The organism is Calothrix sp. NIES-2098 (assembly GCF_963875125.1).
In the GTDB taxonomy this organism is placed as follows: Bacteria; Cyanobacteriota; Cyanobacteriia; order Cyanobacteriales; family Nostocaceae; genus Aulosira.
The window spans coordinates 5152423-5169919 of the sequence record NZ_CAWNKJ010000001.1; the positions used below are offsets into that span (position 1 = coordinate 5152423).

The 17497-nt window shown below is 40.2% G+C and carries 10 protein-coding genes; 6 read left to right on the top strand and 4 right to left on the bottom strand.

Annotation, left to right across the window (positions count from 1 at the left end; all coding sequences use genetic code 11):
* Positions 1–1460 precede the first annotated feature (1460 nt).
* From AACU33_RS21680 to AACU33_RS21695, 4 genes are all read left to right on the top strand, one after another.
* Entirely contained in the window at positions 1461–4700 is a 3240-nt protein-coding gene (locus AACU33_RS21680) for a peptidase domain-containing ABC transporter (protein WP_096590610.1), read from the top strand.
* A gap of 431 nt (positions 4701–5131) precedes the next feature.
* Entirely contained in the window at positions 5132–6736 is a 1605-nt protein-coding gene (locus AACU33_RS21685) for an HlyD family efflux transporter periplasmic adaptor subunit (protein WP_096590611.1), read from the top strand.
* Between the two features lie 36 nt (positions 6737–6772).
* The gene (locus AACU33_RS21690; protein ID WP_339376199.1) at positions 6773–7219 is read left to right on the top strand and encodes a HetP family heterocyst commitment protein; all 447 of its coding nucleotides are present in this window, start codon (positions 6773–6775) and stop codon (positions 7217–7219) included.
* 967 nt (positions 7220–8186) lie between these two features.
* Positions 8187–8918 (top strand): peptidylprolyl isomerase, encoded by a 732-nt coding sequence (locus AACU33_RS21695; RefSeq protein ID WP_096595339.1) that lies wholly within the window; start codon positions 8187–8189, stop codon positions 8916–8918.
* Positions 8919–9943: 1025 nt separating this feature from the next.
* On the opposite strand, the gene AACU33_RS21700 is transcribed toward AACU33_RS21695, so the two are convergent.
* On the bottom strand, positions 9944–10612 hold the full coding sequence (locus AACU33_RS21700) for a hypothetical protein (RefSeq protein WP_096590612.1): 669 nt from the start codon (positions 10610–10612) through the stop codon (positions 9944–9946).
* Between the two features lie 188 nt (positions 10613–10800).
* Positions 10801–11871 (bottom strand): D-alanine--D-alanine ligase family protein, encoded by a 1071-nt coding sequence (locus AACU33_RS21705; RefSeq protein ID WP_096590613.1) that lies wholly within the window; start codon positions 11869–11871, stop codon positions 10801–10803.
* Positions 11872–12042: 171 nt separating this feature from the next.
* Between AACU33_RS21705 and AACU33_RS21710 the strand changes: the two genes are divergently transcribed.
* Both AACU33_RS21710 and AACU33_RS21715 read left to right on the top strand, forming a co-directional pair.
* The gene (locus tag AACU33_RS21710) at positions 12043–12891 is read left to right on the top strand and encodes a lysophospholipid acyltransferase family protein (RefSeq protein WP_096590614.1); all 849 of its coding nucleotides are present in this window, start codon (positions 12043–12045) and stop codon (positions 12889–12891) included.
* 132 nt (positions 12892–13023) lie between these two features.
* Positions 13024–13896, top strand: a complete 873-nt coding sequence (locus tag AACU33_RS21715; protein WP_096590615.1) for an S-methyl-5'-thioadenosine phosphorylase — start codon at positions 13024–13026, stop codon at positions 13894–13896.
* Between the two features lie 221 nt (positions 13897–14117).
* Here AACU33_RS21715 and AACU33_RS21720 read toward each other — a convergent pair whose 3' ends face one another.
* Entirely contained in the window at positions 14118–15230 is a 1113-nt protein-coding gene (locus AACU33_RS21720) for a tetratricopeptide repeat protein (protein WP_096590616.1), read from the bottom strand.
* 67 nt (positions 15231–15297) lie between these two features.
* Complete coding sequence (locus AACU33_RS21725) at positions 15298–17409, bottom strand: caspase family protein (RefSeq protein WP_096590617.1); 2112 nt, start codon at positions 17407–17409, stop codon at positions 15298–15300.
* Positions 17410–17497: the final 88 nt, after the last annotated feature.

Consider the following 17497-nt stretch of genomic DNA (forward strand, 5'->3'; position numbering starts at 1 on the left):
CGACCTCATTAAATTCTCTCCTCAACAAAAATAAAGACGCGATCGCTTGTGTTTAGAGGTACATTTCCGTTTTGATTATAGAAAAGGAGCAAGCTCTTTACTTCTAGCTGTAGGATGAGAAGGTAAGAGCGAATTTCCCGCCCATTCTCTGTCATCTTGCTACAGCCCAATCATCAATACTGGCAAACGATCTTATATATATGTAGGAGTGTTAACGCAGATTAAGTGTTTTTTCAGCTTTAGTTATTTATGCAGACATTGATGCTAATATTTGCAGCCTAGTAAAAATAGTGTAAACTACTAATAAAGCTCCTATAGATACTAATCTTATTTTTGTCATCCTACTAAAAGTAGATTTTACTGAAGTGTATCCTCATCCTCAAAGAAGATGGAAGTACTAAGCAGTTTTGATATTTTTTAATACTAGAGCTAGCTGAAGTATGTTAATCGCAGATACACCTATTTTGACAGCAAAAGAAATAATTTAATTTTAATTTAATAAAATTACTGAGAAATTGATATTATAAAGCTACTAAGCAAATTTAGTTTTTTCTGGTTTTTACTTTAATTTTATAAAAAGCCAATTTATTTTAAGGATATTGTAAAGAATCTGGGAAATCAAAGTTGAACTACGTATTTTCGTATATCCCTTCCTTGACAAAGTTATGGGTAAATGCGTAGTATTTCTGTGTATGTACGTAAGTACAAAACCAATGCAATAGCAAAAGTCAGTTTTCAACTCTTTGATTCGGATAGCTTATCCTTTCCCAGGTGGCATCATAATGTATGATATTCAATTTTATAAAAACATAGCTGGAAGTACAAAGTGTCGGCAGAATTTGGGTGCAGTTTGTCTACTTCTGGTTTTAGACAGTTAACTTGGTGCGATAAATAACTTTCTTAATCGAGCATTTCAGGTCGAGGAAATTTTATACCGATCGCCATTTTGATTTAATACCATCAATAAATGCTGATTGGTAGAAATTAAGAAGTTATTTAGAGTATTTTAAGAAAACATTATGTAAGTAACATTTCTGGTGTTACTTACAATTAAGCATCCAAAAAAATCTACCTGTGATGCAATTAAAAAACGTTTTACCTGAACTCATACCCATCAAGGTGCTACTTAACAGTTTTCTTTTTTAAAAAGATATTGGGCTATTGTCTAATACAGAGGAACTGTTTTTGGCAAAATGCAAAAGGGAAGCTGAGACATTAATTGGACTCAAATCTGTTTGATAGTTAAAGTCAATAAATAGAAGAGGATTCTTAAACTTTAAGAAATCCTAAATTTTTAATGCTTTTAAGTCTGAAATAAACAGTGGAGTTTCCTTTTAAAGTAATTGATAGTTGCTAGATGAAACATTGATTAAATTACTAAATGTTTGCATAATTTTTTAGCTTTGATCTGATAACTTAATAGACCTTGTTTTTACAAAATTTCCAATTTTCGGTACTCTATGAAAAAGATATTAGAAGTTGAAGGAGAAGGTCTGGCTGGAGTATACGGCGATGGTAGCCAGCTTCTAGAAGATATTCTGCTAAATTTATTTCCTGAAAAGAAAAACTTGGTATCTAAATTCAGCCAAGCATTTCAATTAAGTAGTTTTTCTCTAGGAGAAGAGATAAGTAAGTATACTACATTCACCACAACAGATAATTCTGTCCAAGATGAACAAAATAAGCAAGGTCTTTACATAGTTTGCCAAGGTAGAGTTAGACTCGTAGGTTTCGATCTGGTAGCACAAAGAGAAGTGCCATCGGCATTACTAGAGGACGGAGAAAGCTATGGGGCAGATGAGTTGTTTGGCGATCGCCCTTTAGGTTATCGAGCGATCGCCGCAAGTACGGGTGCGATCGCTTTTATATCCACAGATCGACTGCAACAGTGGTTCGAGCAACTACCAGAATTGCCAGATTACTTGAACCGCAACACCGCCACCAGGCAAATGCTCCTGTTCTTCAAAACTGCTGTTGACCTGTCCAAACATACAGCAGCTAATCAAGCAGACGAAGCACCACCAGAAAATCCCAAAAATACTAAGAGAACAGCTAGCCGTCAGACCCAAATTTCTAGCCATACACTCAAAGAATTCTTACCTTACTTAGTCGAAATTAAGGTTCCGGCGGGGGCGGTGTTATCCCAAGCTACTCCTGTCAATAGCGGTATCTTCTGGCTGCGCAGTGGAGAGATTCGCGCTCAAGACAATCAATCACAACCACCCCTAGCAATTGGTGAGAGTTGGGGATGCCCAGAAGAAATCTCCGCCGATTGGGTTGCAGAAACTGACTTACTAATTTACAAGCTACCAAAAGAAAATTGGGAAGCAGCCCAAGCAATTGTGCCGATTTTAGGAGAGATATCATCCCCAGAGGTGACAGGGGGTAAAACTATAGACGCTCCCAAGCGACCCCGACGTTCAGCTGCAACAGTAGTATTAACTCCGCAACCATCAAAACCACAACAAGAAAAGCCGCGATCGCCTGCGGCGCGAAAACTGGGTATCCCATCAATAGCTTTTCCGCGACCAAATAAGATTCGACGCCCCTTGTTTGGCAACAAATACCCCTTCATTCAGCAGCAGAGTACTGCTGATTGTGGCCCCACTTGCTTGGCAATGGTATCCCAATATTGGGGTAAAAAATTCAGCATGAATATGCTGCGGAATCTTGCAAATGTGGGCCGTGCTGGAGCCTCTCTCAAAAGTTTAGCCGCCGCCGCAGAAAGTGTAGGATTTCAAGCCAGACCAGTGCGGGCAAGTTTTAACCGCCTAGCCGATCGCAAACATCCCTGGATTGCCCATTGGCAAGGCGATCACTATGTAGTTGTCTATCAAGTCAAGGGCAATCGGGTTTGGATTTCCGATCCGGCGCTTGGCAGAAAAAAGCTGAGTTTGCAAGACTTCCAAGCTAGCTGGACTGGATACGCACTTTTATTACTGCCGACACCACAACTACAAGCAACACCCTCTTCTAAACCATCCCTAGGCAGATTTTGGGGCGCATTTTTGCCTTATGCCTCAATGCTGATACCGATCGTTATTGCTTCCTTGCTATTGCAAGTATTTGGTTTAGTGACGCCCCTGTTTACGCAAATCATTCTTGACCAGGTAGTGGTACACAAAAGCCTGAGTACCTTGCAAATCATGGTCGTTGGTTTGTTGATGTTCAGTATCTGGCGCATTGCTTTGAGCAGTATTCGCCAGTACATGCTAGTAAATTTTTCCAATCGGGTAGACCTGACTCTCGTCAGTGCATTTATCCGCCATGCTCTGAACTTACCCTTGGAGTTTTTTGCCTCGCGTCATGTTGGTGATATCCTGACCCGCATTCAGGAAAACCAAAAAATTCAATCATTTCTCACTCGCCAAGCAATTGGTGCTTGGTTAGATGTCCTCTCCGCAGTTGTTTATGTTGGCTTAATGGCCTACTACAACTTGCAGTTAACGATGTTAGTCCTAGGAATACTACTACCGTTGATCGTCTTGACAGTAGTGGCCAATCCCTTCTTACGGCAGATCTCGCGAGAAATCTTTAATGAAGCAGCCAAACAGAACTCCTCTTTGGTAGAGATGCTGACAGGAGTGGCTACAGTCAAGGCCGCTGCCGCCGAGCATGAGTTGCGCTGGCGCTGGGAAGACAACCTAACGAGTACGATTAATACCCAATTTCGCGGTTATAAAATGGCAATTGGGTTACAAGTCTTAAGCGGATTAATTAATACATTAGGCAGCACAGCATTACTTTGGTATTCTGCAACGCTAGTAATTCAAGATCAACTAACTATTGGTCAGTTAGTAGCTTTCAATATGCTGATTGGTAATGTGGTAGGCCCTGTAATGTCTCTAGTCGGCCTGTGGAGTCAATTGCAAGAAGTGATGGTTTCTGTAGAACGGTTGGATGACGTATTTAACACAGAACCAGAAGAAACAGCCGAAAAATCCATGCTGGTGTTGCCAAAACTGCGAGGTGAGGTGCAGTTTGAAAATGTCACCTTCCGCTACAACCCGGATGATGAGCGCAATATTCTGCAAAATATTTCTTTTGAGGCACATCCAGGTGAAACGATCGCCATTGTCGGTCGTAGTGGTTCGGGTAAAAGTACCTTAGTCAGTTTATTACAGGGTTTATATCATCCTACTAGCGGCCGAGTTTTAGTAGATGGGCATGATATTCGCCATGTTTCGCCCCAGTCTTTACGCCGTCAACTAGGGGTAGTGCCGCAGGAGTGTTTTTTATTCTCCGGCACAATTTTAGAAAATATTACAATTTATCGCGAAGAATACACCTTAGAGGAGGCGGTGGAAGTTGCCAAACTAGCAGAAGCACACACGTTTATTCAAGGTTTGCCATTGGGATACAGCACCAAGGTAGGCGAGCGAGGTTCGACCCTTTCTGGAGGACAAAGACAGAGGGTGGCGATCGCGCGGGCGCTTTTACCTAATCCGCGGATTCTGATTTTAGATGAAGCTACCAGTTCCCTCGATACCGAATCCGAGCGTCGCTTTCAGCAGAATTTGCAGCGCATCAGTCGCGATCGCACTACTTTCATTATTGCTCATCGTCTTTCTACCGTGCGCAATGCCAACAAGATTCTCGTCATCGATAGAGGAATTATTGTTGAGCAAGGAACTCACGAACAATTGATCGCCCTCAAAGGTCTTTACTATCATCTGGCACAACAGCAAATTGATATCTAAGGTTGCGAATTATTGAGTATATTGAAGCTCTTACCAGTAAGCGCTACTTATTGGTATTATTCGCTATGTAAATTAGCAAAAATGCAGCAGCTTGCCTCTTTTGTTAAAAAAACTAGCCAAATTGGCTGAAGTGGTGACAAAAACAGCGTATCATATAGATATAGACATTCATAATGAAGCAAAAAGTACCGCAGACTTTTCATGAATCATTGCGAATGAGCATAGATATAGCAGTTAGCAATCACCGCCAAAATTCAATAATCCGGTCTTCTTCAGCAATCAAGTTTAAGTGTGAAATAGCAAATGACATCTGATAAGCTGCTTTACATTTAATTTGTAGTTTCTGGAGGACGGGTATCTGAAATTCAGTCCAGTTATTTCGCTAGTAGCTAGAAATACAAAAGCGAAGTTTCTAATATTAGATAGCTTCCATGAAAATACTTTTTAAATCTCAGCTTAAGCAAGATATCTATTCATCAGTCGTGCTGCCAAAAACGAAACCGCATTTGGTAATTGATGAACTTGATGAAGAAGATGTACTCCTAGATTCATCTTCAGAAGCAGTTTCGCTCTATGGAGGTACAGCTGCTTCTATACGAGAGACTCCGAGCCAGCCAGCTAATTTAGATAATGGTATTAAGGCAGAAACTGTCAATCCCCATACATCTTTGACTCAACCCTCCGCCAACTGGTCGGGATCGCTGCAAACAATACTGGACGATCCACCCTCAGCGCTTCCTTACCAAATGGTTCTAGGTGGAGCCATCTTTGGTATGGCTGTAGCCACTTGGGCAACAATCGGACAGATTGATGAAGTGGGTAAAGCCTCAGGTAAGTTGGTTCCGCAAGGAGATCCCTATAAAATTCATACACTTGTCTCTGGCAAGATAGCCCGTATTGATATTAAAGAAGGAGAGACAGTAAAAGCTGGACAAGTAATAGCACAACTGGATAAGGAAATAGCGCTGAATGAAGTTGAGCGTTTATCACAAGAGCGTACAGCTTATAAAACTCAATTAATTCAAACCGAAGCCTTAATTGAAAAAACCCAGTTAGAGGCCAAAACTCGTGTAGCTATTGCTAACGCCGAAATCAAGGGACAAGAAGCGATTATTAGCCAAGTTAATGCCAAAATTCAGAGCCAAGAAGTAGCGATCGCTCAAGGCCAAGGAAGAGCTAATACCAGCCAAGCACTGTTGGAGCAATTAAATTTTGATGCTGCTGCCCAAAAGGAAAGATTGGAAAGGCTAAAATCTTTAGTAGAACAAGGTGCTATCTCCAAAGACCAAGTATTTCAAGCACAGCAAAATTTAGGCGATCGTCAACGTACTATTACCCAACAAACTGGCGAAATTCAACAAGCCGTTACAGATTCCAAACGATTACAAGCAGACTTACGGCGAGTTCTAGCAGAAGCCCAGCAACTGCAAGTACAATTAGCCCAAAAGCAAGCTGAAGGCAACACAGCTCTGTTACAAGCAGAGCAAGCGATTCAAAAACTGCAAGTAGAAAAAACTCAATTAACTGCCAAAATTCAACAGACAGATAAACTCTTGCAGCAAGCTAAAGCTCAGTTAAGACAGCTTTCTTTAACTGCTCCCATTGATGGAATGGTCTTAGCCCTCAATATCAATAACAGCGGGGAAGTAGTTCAACCAGGACAAACAATAGCCGAATTGGCTCCTCAGAATGCGCCACTAATTCTTGAGACTGTTTTACCTACAAGAGAAGCAGGCTTTATCAAGATAGGAAATACAGCAAAAGTCAAATTTGACGCTTACCCCTATCAAGATTACGGTGTCATTACTGGCAAAGTTATCTCTATTTCCTCCGATAGTAAACCCGATCCGCAACTTGGTGCAGTCTATCGAGTCGGGATTTCGCTAGATCGTAACTACGTACAGACGCATCATCAAATCGTCAAATTTAAAGCTGGTCAAACAGGCCATGCTGAAATTGTCATCCGTCGTCGTCGCATTGCAGATATCCTACTTGAACCAATTAGGCAACTACAAGAAGGCGGGATCAATTTATAAACCTCTAGTTAGGCAAGTCACATTGGGGTTAATTGTATGAACTACCAAATTTCTTCTGCTCAGAAAAACTATCATAAAGCTATTAGTCCTGAACAATTAAATCAGGTGATTGAAGCTATTACTGAAGGTAGATATTCCTGGGCTTGCGTGCTGATATTGCGGTTCGTTGGTTATAATCCACTCCACTTTATTCCCCAGCGAACTTACAGCCGTTTAATTAAAGAAAATAATCAAGCTCAACAAACTACGCTAGTATCTACAGCTACTAATAGAAACCTCTCAGCCAGCTTCCAGTCTTCCATTAATTCTATGAATAGCTCCACTAAAAGAGCTTCATCTCAGGTTTTAAGTAAAATTAATGACCTGGATTATATGGAAACTTCTGACAAAAAACAGGCCAGTCTCAATGGTGGCTCTAATGTGTTAATGCGTCAAGAGGCATTTGGTATTGCTAAAAGAATATTCTTACACTCTATCAATTGATAATTCATATAACTAAGTATAAATTTCCAATAGTTTTTGACAGCTAGATTCCGCCAAAAGCTGGGATAATTTCTCATCTATTCTGTTAAGAGTGGTAAATATAACAACATGGGAGCGATCGATCGCTCCCAATTTTTCTACAGCGATTCAAACCAATTCTGCGACCAAATTGGCCTAAGTAGTATTGTTTGAAATTTCTAGAACTGTCTGATGGTAAAGATTTTTACTCTAAAATTTGTATGAGCCAATAAACTCGCGCATTCTTTAGCGTGTAGTCGATCGCATATCCTCGATTTTTTGAATTCACATTCAAGACTTTAGCAGCGAAATCCCAAGATACTACACTAGACTGCAACTTAGTATCAGATAGTTAAAGATATGAAAAGTTAAAGATTTTAGAAAAAATTTATACAATTAAATTTTAGCTTCATACATCTGCTGAGATTTGACCGTAAATACAATAGCATAACTTTATACCAAAAAATAAAAAATACTTTTCCGCCAAAATGACCACATTTTTTGCAAATAATTTTTTAATCTATAAATATAAATTGGATTAGCGTTGAGTAAGCGGAATGTTAGAGATGAAACACCACAATGATTGCTGACTGAAATTTTCTAGATATCGAAATGTAACGTACTCAGGTAAATTTTGAGTTCTTACTCTTGGATATTGAATTCTTTTCCACAATTGGATTAATTTAGATCAGCCAAATATTGTTGCTATTCAACCAAGAAAAATTTGCTTATTCAGGCAAATTTTATGCAATCTATGCAGTAAAGATAGCAACTTATTCAGATGTTTGGATAAATGATAAAAATATCCAAAATACAATTCTTGAATCCTTAGCATTTAACTGAGTTAGTAGGAAGCTAAATTCCTGCTTTTTATTAATTTAGCTTAATAAATATTAACTTTCCAAAACATTCTGCAAATTTTAGGAAAAAGATGACAACTACGACACAAATGATCGACTTCAAAGGCCATATTATTTTCCCCGAAGAGATTATTACATATCTAAAAAAGACGATGCAATTAAAAGAATTGTGTAATCATCTTTTATCTCAGAAAATTATTGATAAAGCTGCTGAAGAGAGAGGTATAACACTCACTCCAGAAGAAATTCAAGCAGAAGCAGATCGGCTACGTTATGAAAATCGGTTAGTCAAAGCAAGTGATACTTTAGCATGGCTAGCAGATCAGTTAATTGTTTCCGATGACTGGGAAGCAGGAATTCGGGATAAGTTGTTAAGTAAAAAGCTTTCCGAGACTTTATTTGATAAAGATGTAGAAAAATACTTTTCTGAGAATCAGCTTGATTACGATCAAGTTGTTCTTTATCAGATAGTTGTACCGTATGTACAGTTAGCTCAAGAAATCTGCTACCAAATTGAAGAAGGTGAACTCAGCTTTTATGAGGCTGCTCACATTTATGACATTGATGAGAAACGCCGCATCACCTGTGGTTATGAAGGGAAATTTTATCGCTGGAGTTTAAAACCAGATATAGCAGCAGTTGTCTTTAGTGCTAGACCCGGAGATTTACTCGGCCCACTCATAATAGACCAAGCAAGTTACATTTTAATGGTTGAAGAGTTTATCCCGGCTGAATTGACACCAGCCAGACATAAAGAAATTTTGAATAAAATGTTTAAAGAATGGTTAGCGGCAGAACTCAACTATCTACTAAATGCCTAATAGATAGTATATAGTACTCTTCGGAGAAGGGTGACATCATTGTAGAGCTGCTTAATTGGCAACAGTAAAGGGGCAAGTTGAAAATTAGTACATTCTCCCAACAATCAAACTGTAATTTTATAAATAATAAATATTTTTTAGAATTTGAATTAATCAAGGTTGAGTTTGTCTTTTCTTCATATATTAAAAAAATAGCAAACTCAAAGTTTGCTAGCTTCCTACGTAAGTAAGAAAAGCTTCCGCCGTTCTGGTATAACTGCAATGCAGGGTTTTCTAGATAAATATAGATAAATTCATAAATTCGTTCCCGATCAAATTAAATAGCTAACTGAATTAATTAAAATAAAAAATTTCTTGCCCGTGTATATAATATCAATTAAAAAAAGAATTCGGCAGTAGGGTGTGCAATACCCACTACAACCTAGCTGCCACAAATATTACAAATACTGAGGAATAGTTTATGTGTTGCAAATATTATTTCAATTGCTATAATTTCTCTAAAAAAACTTGGATTAAGCTGAAGTATCAGCTATTTTGTAATACTTTAATGCCTAAAAATTATAATACAAACTTTTAATATAGTAATTCAATGGCTTGGTAGACCCTGATAACACACAATACACCCTTGAAGTCGTTTATCTTCTACACTTTAACTATATTAATTAGCAGTTGGTTGCCAAGTTGGCATTTTTAAATTTGTTGAATTGTTCGTATTTGACTTTTCTAATCTTATAAATATGCACGTTACCTTAAAAAAATAAAAATCATACCAATTTGAAAAAAATGCGATAGATGGTTAAAGAAATAATACCTAGTAGCTAAGTCGTGATGGGCAATACCCACCCTACAAATACTACAAATACTGCAAGACCCCTTGAAGAAATGCAAATGATTTCAAGTACTATTAATATTTAATACCAATGCATTTTCAGAGAACATGAGATTAAACACAAATAAGGGTATGGAATTACCATACCCTTATTGATAAAAAACTTAATTTGACAGAGTTTTACTTTGCAATGAGATTAATATTTGCGTAAAAGAGCAGATAAAGAACTCTGTTTACGAAGATCCATCAAATCTGCCAAAGACTCTTTGCTTTTCTCCATACGATAGCTGTGTTCTGGTGGTAGAACTGTCATCAGCGGTTTTGTTCGAGATTGCATGGAGACAAGGGGAGTTAATGATGGCGGTGGTACAAAGACTTGGGGATTTTTGGGAGTTTGTGGTTCTACTCTAGACGGTTGGCTTTGTACTGAGCGTGTTGGATAGCGTTTTAGATGTTTCTGGCTTTTTTGTGCCTTTGCTGGACGGTTGAGGATTCGCAAAATCACTACACAACCACTAGCACAGCTGAGAGCGATCGCGGCAATCATCCATAAAGGTGTAGGATTGCTATTCTCAGAGGGTGTATTGATTGGTACTTCAACTACTGTTGTCGTTGCTACATCTAGGTTTTTGTCTGATTCTTCTGGCTGTTGTACATTTCCCACAGAACCCAGATTATATAAGGCAAGCACAGCACTTGCAAAAAATATTGCTGATAACCCAATCAACAACAGCCAAGGATGGCGTGCGAGCAGATTTATCAGAACTTGTGAGCTAGCAGTCGCTCTCGATTTACTGTTTGTCAGCTCTGGAGTGACCCCAGTAGATTGGGTTGCCTCGTGCTGTACACTCTGACTATTTTCCATAGATTACTTTCAGATTTGTACCCCTCTAGATCCAAGATCATACTGGAGGATTCAAGTATCAGGTATCCGTAGCCAAATTTTGCAATAAAGTAATTTTTGTGTGCAACTTAGGCTACAAAATCTCATAACTTGCAGCAAAAACTGTACTTTTAGCACAATTTAGGGTTGAGTACAGGCTATTCCTCGGCTTAACTCTTTCTTTCGACAGTAGAATCTCTTTCTATAGCTAGTTGAATTAATTTATCTACTAGTTCAGGGAAGGGTATTCCACTGTATGCCCATAGTTGGGGATACATACTAGTTGCAGTGAAACCAGGTAAGGTATTGATTTCATTGATCAACACTTCTCCTGTTGCTTCCACGTAGAAAAAGTCTACTCTAGCCAAGCCAGCAGCGTCAACAGCGGCAAAAGCTTGTAATGCCATGTCTTTAATTTTACTAGCGATCGCATCTGGTAAAACGGCAGGTATATGTAAATCTGCGCGCCCTTCAGTATATTTTGTTTCGTAATCGTAAAAATCGCTGTTATAAGTAATTTCACCAACAACAGAGGCTTGGGGTAGATCGTTGCCTAAAACAGCACACTCTACTTCTCTGGCTACAACTCCCGCTTCCACAATAATCCGCCGATCGTAACTAGCAGCATTATCTAATGCGGCTTCTAATTCTGGGCGCGATCGCACTTTGGCAATTCCCACCGATGAACCTAAATTTGCAGGCTTAACAAAGCAAGGGTAGCCGAGTTCCGACTCAATTTCATCACACAATTTCGGAAATACACAAGGATTTGACCAAATTTGCGCTCTCGTGACTGCTTTGTACTTAACTTGGGGTAATCCAGCTTGAGCAAAAGCGACTTTCATGCCAATTTTATCCATCCCCACTGCCGAACCTAAAACCCCAGAACCAACAAACGGAACTTGCATCAAGCTAAGTAACCCTTGAATTGTGCCATCTTCACCATTGGGGCCGTGGAGAATGGGAAACCAAAGATCTACTTCTTGTGTTTGTGGTGGGAATTGCCAAAGGTTAGGAGTAGCAGCTTGATTTTGGATAGCAACGCCAGAGGATAAAACTTGTTGTGCAACTTCGCCTGCTTGCCAGAAACCGTCTTTTTGGATGTAAACAGGCAATATTTCGTACTTATTAGCATTTTGCTCTGCACTCAGCGCTTTTGCGATCGCCCTTGCTGAACTAATCGAAACTTCATGTTCCCCAGAACGACCGCCAAATAGCAACCCCACCCGCAGTTTAGTCATCTTCAGTACCTCTTAGCTCAGTCTCGCAGATAGCGTATCATAACCTGCTCAAAAATCTTGATTGGTCAAGAGTCAAGAGTCAAGAGTCAAAAGGCAGTCTTCTTCAGAATTGTCCTAGAATCTCAACAGGAATAATTGTCTGTGCTTGACAAATCCTGTTAATATGCCTGGATGTCACACACAAAACATCACCTCCAGAAAAAACTCGGTTGGTCTTTGGATGAGCGAGATCCAAGATTCATCGAATTGATCTTGCCACTAGTTGGGTGGTTCTATGACCACTATTTTCGAGTTCAAACTAGTGGTTGGGAGCATATCCCACCCCAAGAGAAAGTTTTATTTGTTGGTTCTCACAATGGTGGACTAGCTGCTCCTGATATGGTGATGATGATGTATGACTGGTTTCGGCGTTTTGGTGTGGAGAGGCCAGTCTACGGTTTGATGCATCCCACAGTTTGGCAGGTCAGCCCACCAATAGCACAACTAGTAGCCAAAGCGGGCGCAATCATTGCTCATCCCAAAATGGCTTATGCTGCTTTGCGCTCTGGAGCTAGCGTACTGGTATATCCTGGTGGCGCTGAAGATGTCTTTAGACCGTATTGTTTGCGTAACAAAATCTATTTTGCCGGACGACAAGGATTTATTAAGCTAGCGCTGCGAGAGCGAGTACCGATTGTACCTGTAATTTCCTCTGGTGCCCACGATACGCTGGTTGTGCTGACTGAATGCTATGAAATTGTACAGCAACTCCACAAATGGGGGATGCCTTGGTTATTTGGAATCGATCCTGTAGTATTTCCGATATATTTAGGCTTACCTTGGGGATTATCGCTCGGCCCGTTGCCTAACATTCCTTTTCCTGTAACTATTCACACGCGGGTTTGTCCGCCGATTAAGTTTGAACATTATGGCAGAGAGGCAGCGTGCGATCGCGAGTATGTTAATGAATGTTATGAGTTAGTGGTTAATCAGATGCAGCAAGAGTTAGACCAGTTAGTCAAGCTCAGTGCTAAGTCATAAAAATTATCGTAACTGTTAAATCTATTTCCCGATTGCGCCACGAATTTATCCTGCAATTGATTGCGGATTATCTACTGAAAATCGAAACATTCCGGTAAAATAACTTGGCAGCTTTGCAAGGAGCGAGGAATCATGGCAGAAGCGCAGATTGGGATTATTGGCGGTAGTGGTCTATACAAGATGGATGCACTCAAAGATCTAGAAGAAGTGCAGGTACAAACGCCATTTGGTTCGCCTTCCGATGCTTTAATTGTGGGTACATTAGATAGGACACGAGTAGTATTTCTGGCTCGCCACGGTCGCAATCACACGCTATTGCCATCAGAATTGCCATTCCGCGCCAATATCTATGCAATGAAGCAATTGGGCGTGCAGTATTTAATTTCAGCTAGTGCGGTGGGTTCGCTGAAAGCAGAAGCTAAACCACTGGATATGGTGGTTCCAGATCAATTTATTGACAGAACAAAAAATCGAATTTCAACGTTTTTTGGCGAAGGAATTGTGGCTCATATTGCCTTTGGCGATCCGGTTTGTCACAATTTGGCTGGTGTTTTAGCAGATGCGATCGCATCTTTAAATTTACCAGAAGTAACTCTGCATCGTGGTGGCACTTATGTATGCATGGAAGGGCCAGCATTTTCCACCAAAGCGGAATCGAATCTTTATCGCAGTTGGGGTGCAACAGTGATTGGGATGACAAATTTACCAGAGGCGAAGTTAGCTAGAGAAGCAGAAATTGCCTATGCAACTTTAGCATTAGTTACAGATTACGATTGTTGGCATCCAGACCACGATAGCGTCACAGTAGAAATGGTAATTGGTAATTTACAGCGCAATGCAGTGAATGCACAAAAGGTAATTCAAGAAACTGTGCGCCGCTTGAGTGAAAATCCGCCTCCTAGCGATGCACATTCGGCGTTGAAATATGCTATTTTGACTCAGTTGGATAAAGCACCAACAGCAACAAAAGAAAAATTGAAGTTGTTATTGCAAAAATATTTGTAGACTTATTCATAACTAGGTGATGAGTGAGAAGAGTATCCCATTTTTTGAAACACGAAGAGCTTTGATGAAACCTCTATGTTTAAACATTCAATCAAAAATTAGGGATGCTCTCAATAAACGAACCGCAGAGACACAGAGGAGGGCAGTTGCGTGGGCGGGTTTCCCGACTTGAGCAAACTGCCTGTGACCCAGAGAATAATTGGGTTGTAGGCTATGCGAATTTAACCCTCAAGCAATTTTTGAAAGCGCTCATCTGCGCGAATCGCTTCAAAATCCGAATTAGTTTTTGCTAATTTTCGATGTTGATCGCCTCTTAATTTAATTGCTTGGGTGAGATTTTTAATTGCTAACTCAGTGTCTCCTTGTAGCGTGTAACAACGAGCTATATGAAACCAAGCCCAGTGAAAGTCAGGCTGAAGTTTTAAAGTTTGTTCGTAACTGCTAATTGCATCAGCATATTTTTGTAAGTTTCTTAAGCAATTACCGCAGCCAAACCAAGCTATATAGTGATCTGATTGGATACTAATTGCTTGTTCGTAAGATAGTAAAGCTTCTGAATAACGTCCTAATTTTCTTAGCGTCCAACCTTTATTTACCCATGCTATATAAGAATCAGGTTCTCTTTGAGTGACTTTCTCATAGCAGCCTAAAGCATCTTCATAACGACCTTCAAAAAATAAAGCATCTCCTTGTTTAAGGTAATCATTAGCAGTAAAAAATAAGCGAGGATTTTCTGATTTTAAAATTTCTAGTTGGGTGGTCAAATCTTGAATTTTTTGTTGAATTTCGGGATGAAGATAATCTTGTGTTAAGGAAGGTGAAGGCGTGAGTCCAGATAGCTGTTGCAAAATTTGCTCTTTTTGGCTTTGTGCATCTAAATATAAATTATTCAATTGAGATAATTGACTTAAAAAGTCAGATTTTAATACTTCTAATTCTTGTTTAAAAGCTGCTGTCTGATTTTTTAATTCTGCGGCTACTTCTTTTTCCAGTTGCTTTTCTACTTCTTCTTCTAAGCGTTTTTTGGTTTCGGCGACTACTTCACTAATTACACTGCGACGCAATAACCAAACACCAGCCGCCGCTAAAATGGGCAGCATGGTCAGTACGACTAGCAAAATATTGAGTAAGGCTGTAGTGTGATTAAAAGCACGGTCAACTTCCTCTTGCACCCGATCGTCTATTTCTAATTTTTCCCGATCTGTTAACGTCGGACTGGAAGTTGCTTGTGTGTAGGCTACTGGTGTTTGACTTGCTTGGGGCGCAGCTATGGCACTAGTGGCATTTAGGAAAATGAGTAAAACTGCTAACGCAATGTGATTCTCGATCTTCATGAAATCTGGCTAAGTGTAAACTCAGAATCTATAGTAATCTACACAACCAAGTTACTATATTCCGTGTTTAAGCTACTTGAAAATTAAAGCTGAGAGTTGCCCAATTATTCACATCCAACACATAGGAGTCAGCAGGTGTAGCGTTAATCTCTGCTTTTATTGGACTAGCGTTATGTAAATCTTGGAGTATGGCTTGGGCAACTTCTAAAGGGTTTAATAACGGGCCGATAGGTTGCTGATCTGTTGTGCTGTTCTTAGCGGTTTCCAAGGTGGTGAGGGTTTCATTAAAGGGAGTAGTGCTAAAAATCAGTTGGTGTTCGCATTCATAAGCTGGCCCCGCAATCACCCATTCAGAAGCGGCAGCGCTTTGTGGTAAGGTAAATGTTTCACCTGGGGCGATGACCAGTTGTTTAACTAAGGGTGTGGTTTGGGAAGTATCGGTTTGGGGCGGAGTTTGCCAAGGATAAAATGCGATCGCACTCCTGCTATTTTTTAATCCTAGTAAGATGAAATATACCGGGCGATCGCCCAGATTTTGCAAGCGGTATTGCATCCGGCTACCAATCGGTACAGTAATAGTGCTAAGTGACTTGTTAGTTTGAGTTTCTGCACCGAGAGTCCGCATAGTTTCTCGTTGAATGACCGCGCGAGGCGATATGCTGTTAACAATCTCTAGGGTTGCTTTAATTGCCAAGCGGGAAGAACCTTCATTTTCTGTAAGACGCCATAACTTAGCCGCTAATAAAGTAGGTAATTTTGGCGCTAACCTTTGAACTGCAACTTTAACTGCTTCTCCTACTTCCCCAGCAGTGTTGAGAATAGGATCGCCGCCAATCGAAAATAAACCGTAGCGAGTCGGAGTTTGCAACAGTTTGCTAAACAGATAATCAGCTGGTTGTTCTCCTGCAACTACAGTGGAAACATGGGAAACTGTCGCAAAAGCACTAGTAGCGTCTACTCGTTCAATTCTTTCTAATCCAGTATCCAGTCCGACTATTAAATTGATATTGCGGGGTAAAACTCGTACTGTTTCTTGGACGAGTTGCCCGACCTGTAAACGAGTAGTAGTATCAAAACTGGAAAGCTGTGCTTTTGCGGTTAACCCAGTACGCGATCGCAATACTAACTGTTCGCCGCTAACTAAGCTGAGTCGGGAGTTAACGCCGTAGTATTCTAATACTTGTGGTGGTAATCCCGCTAACCACAGACTAACTGTTTTCCCATCCTCTTCTGTGGCTATTATTGCGCCCTCACCGCCAACTGGGCTATCGGGAAGAAAACGATCTGTTAATAAGGGATTTTTCTTACTACTTAATAAAGCTGGCTGCTGCTTGCTACCCAGCTTCCGCATCGAACTTTCTACTTGAGACAGACTTACTTGAATTGTCTTTGCGGGGATAGCTTCCCATAAATATTGAGTCAAAGCGTAGGTAAATAACCCAGCGCTAAAACCAGATAGCAGCACTTCTCTAGCTGATTGCTTCGGATCTAGCGTTGCTGTTAATAACAGCGGTGGCGTCAGTTCTCCTTTACTCGATAAATTTTGCGTTTTCAGTTGTTTGAGAAATTCTAGTTCTGCTGACGCTAACTCCGTATCTACTAATTCTGAACGGGCACGAACTCGCAATCCTGGTGGCTGAATTGTCGGAGCATAGTAACTAGTATCTAATACTGCGGTGACACGATCTGTAGGGAGCGATCGCAACAATAACAGTAGAGTTTCTTCTAATAAATAATTGACATTTTGATTATTTTGTATATCTGCTGATACTAGCGCATTTTGTACCGTGTCAGTTCCTAATTTAATCCGCGTACCATAGCCGCTAAAGTGAAAGACTACAACATCTCCAGGTCTAGCTTGCTTACCCAGATGTTCTGAAAAAGCCGCTTCGATAAATTCCCGGCTAGCTTGTTCCTCTGTTAACGTCAGGATATTGGCGGCTGAAAAACCAAAGCGATATATCAACAGTTCTTTTTGTAGTTCTACATCTGTCAAGCAACCGCTGAGGTTAGAATTTTGTCCGTATTGATTAATACCTATTAATAAAGCAAATTTACGCGGATTAGGTTGGGCTAAAGCTTGGTAATAGCGATTTCCCAAAGTCAACCACTCAGCCTCAGTTACGCCCAAAACTGCGAGTATTGAACCAATTCGTTGTAAAAAAGTCCGACGCTTCATAAATTCGCTATCAGCCCTCAGCCCATCAGCATAACAGCTTAAAGGGCTGAAGCCTGTAGTGTAAAGTTAAGGTGGGTACAATTCTTGA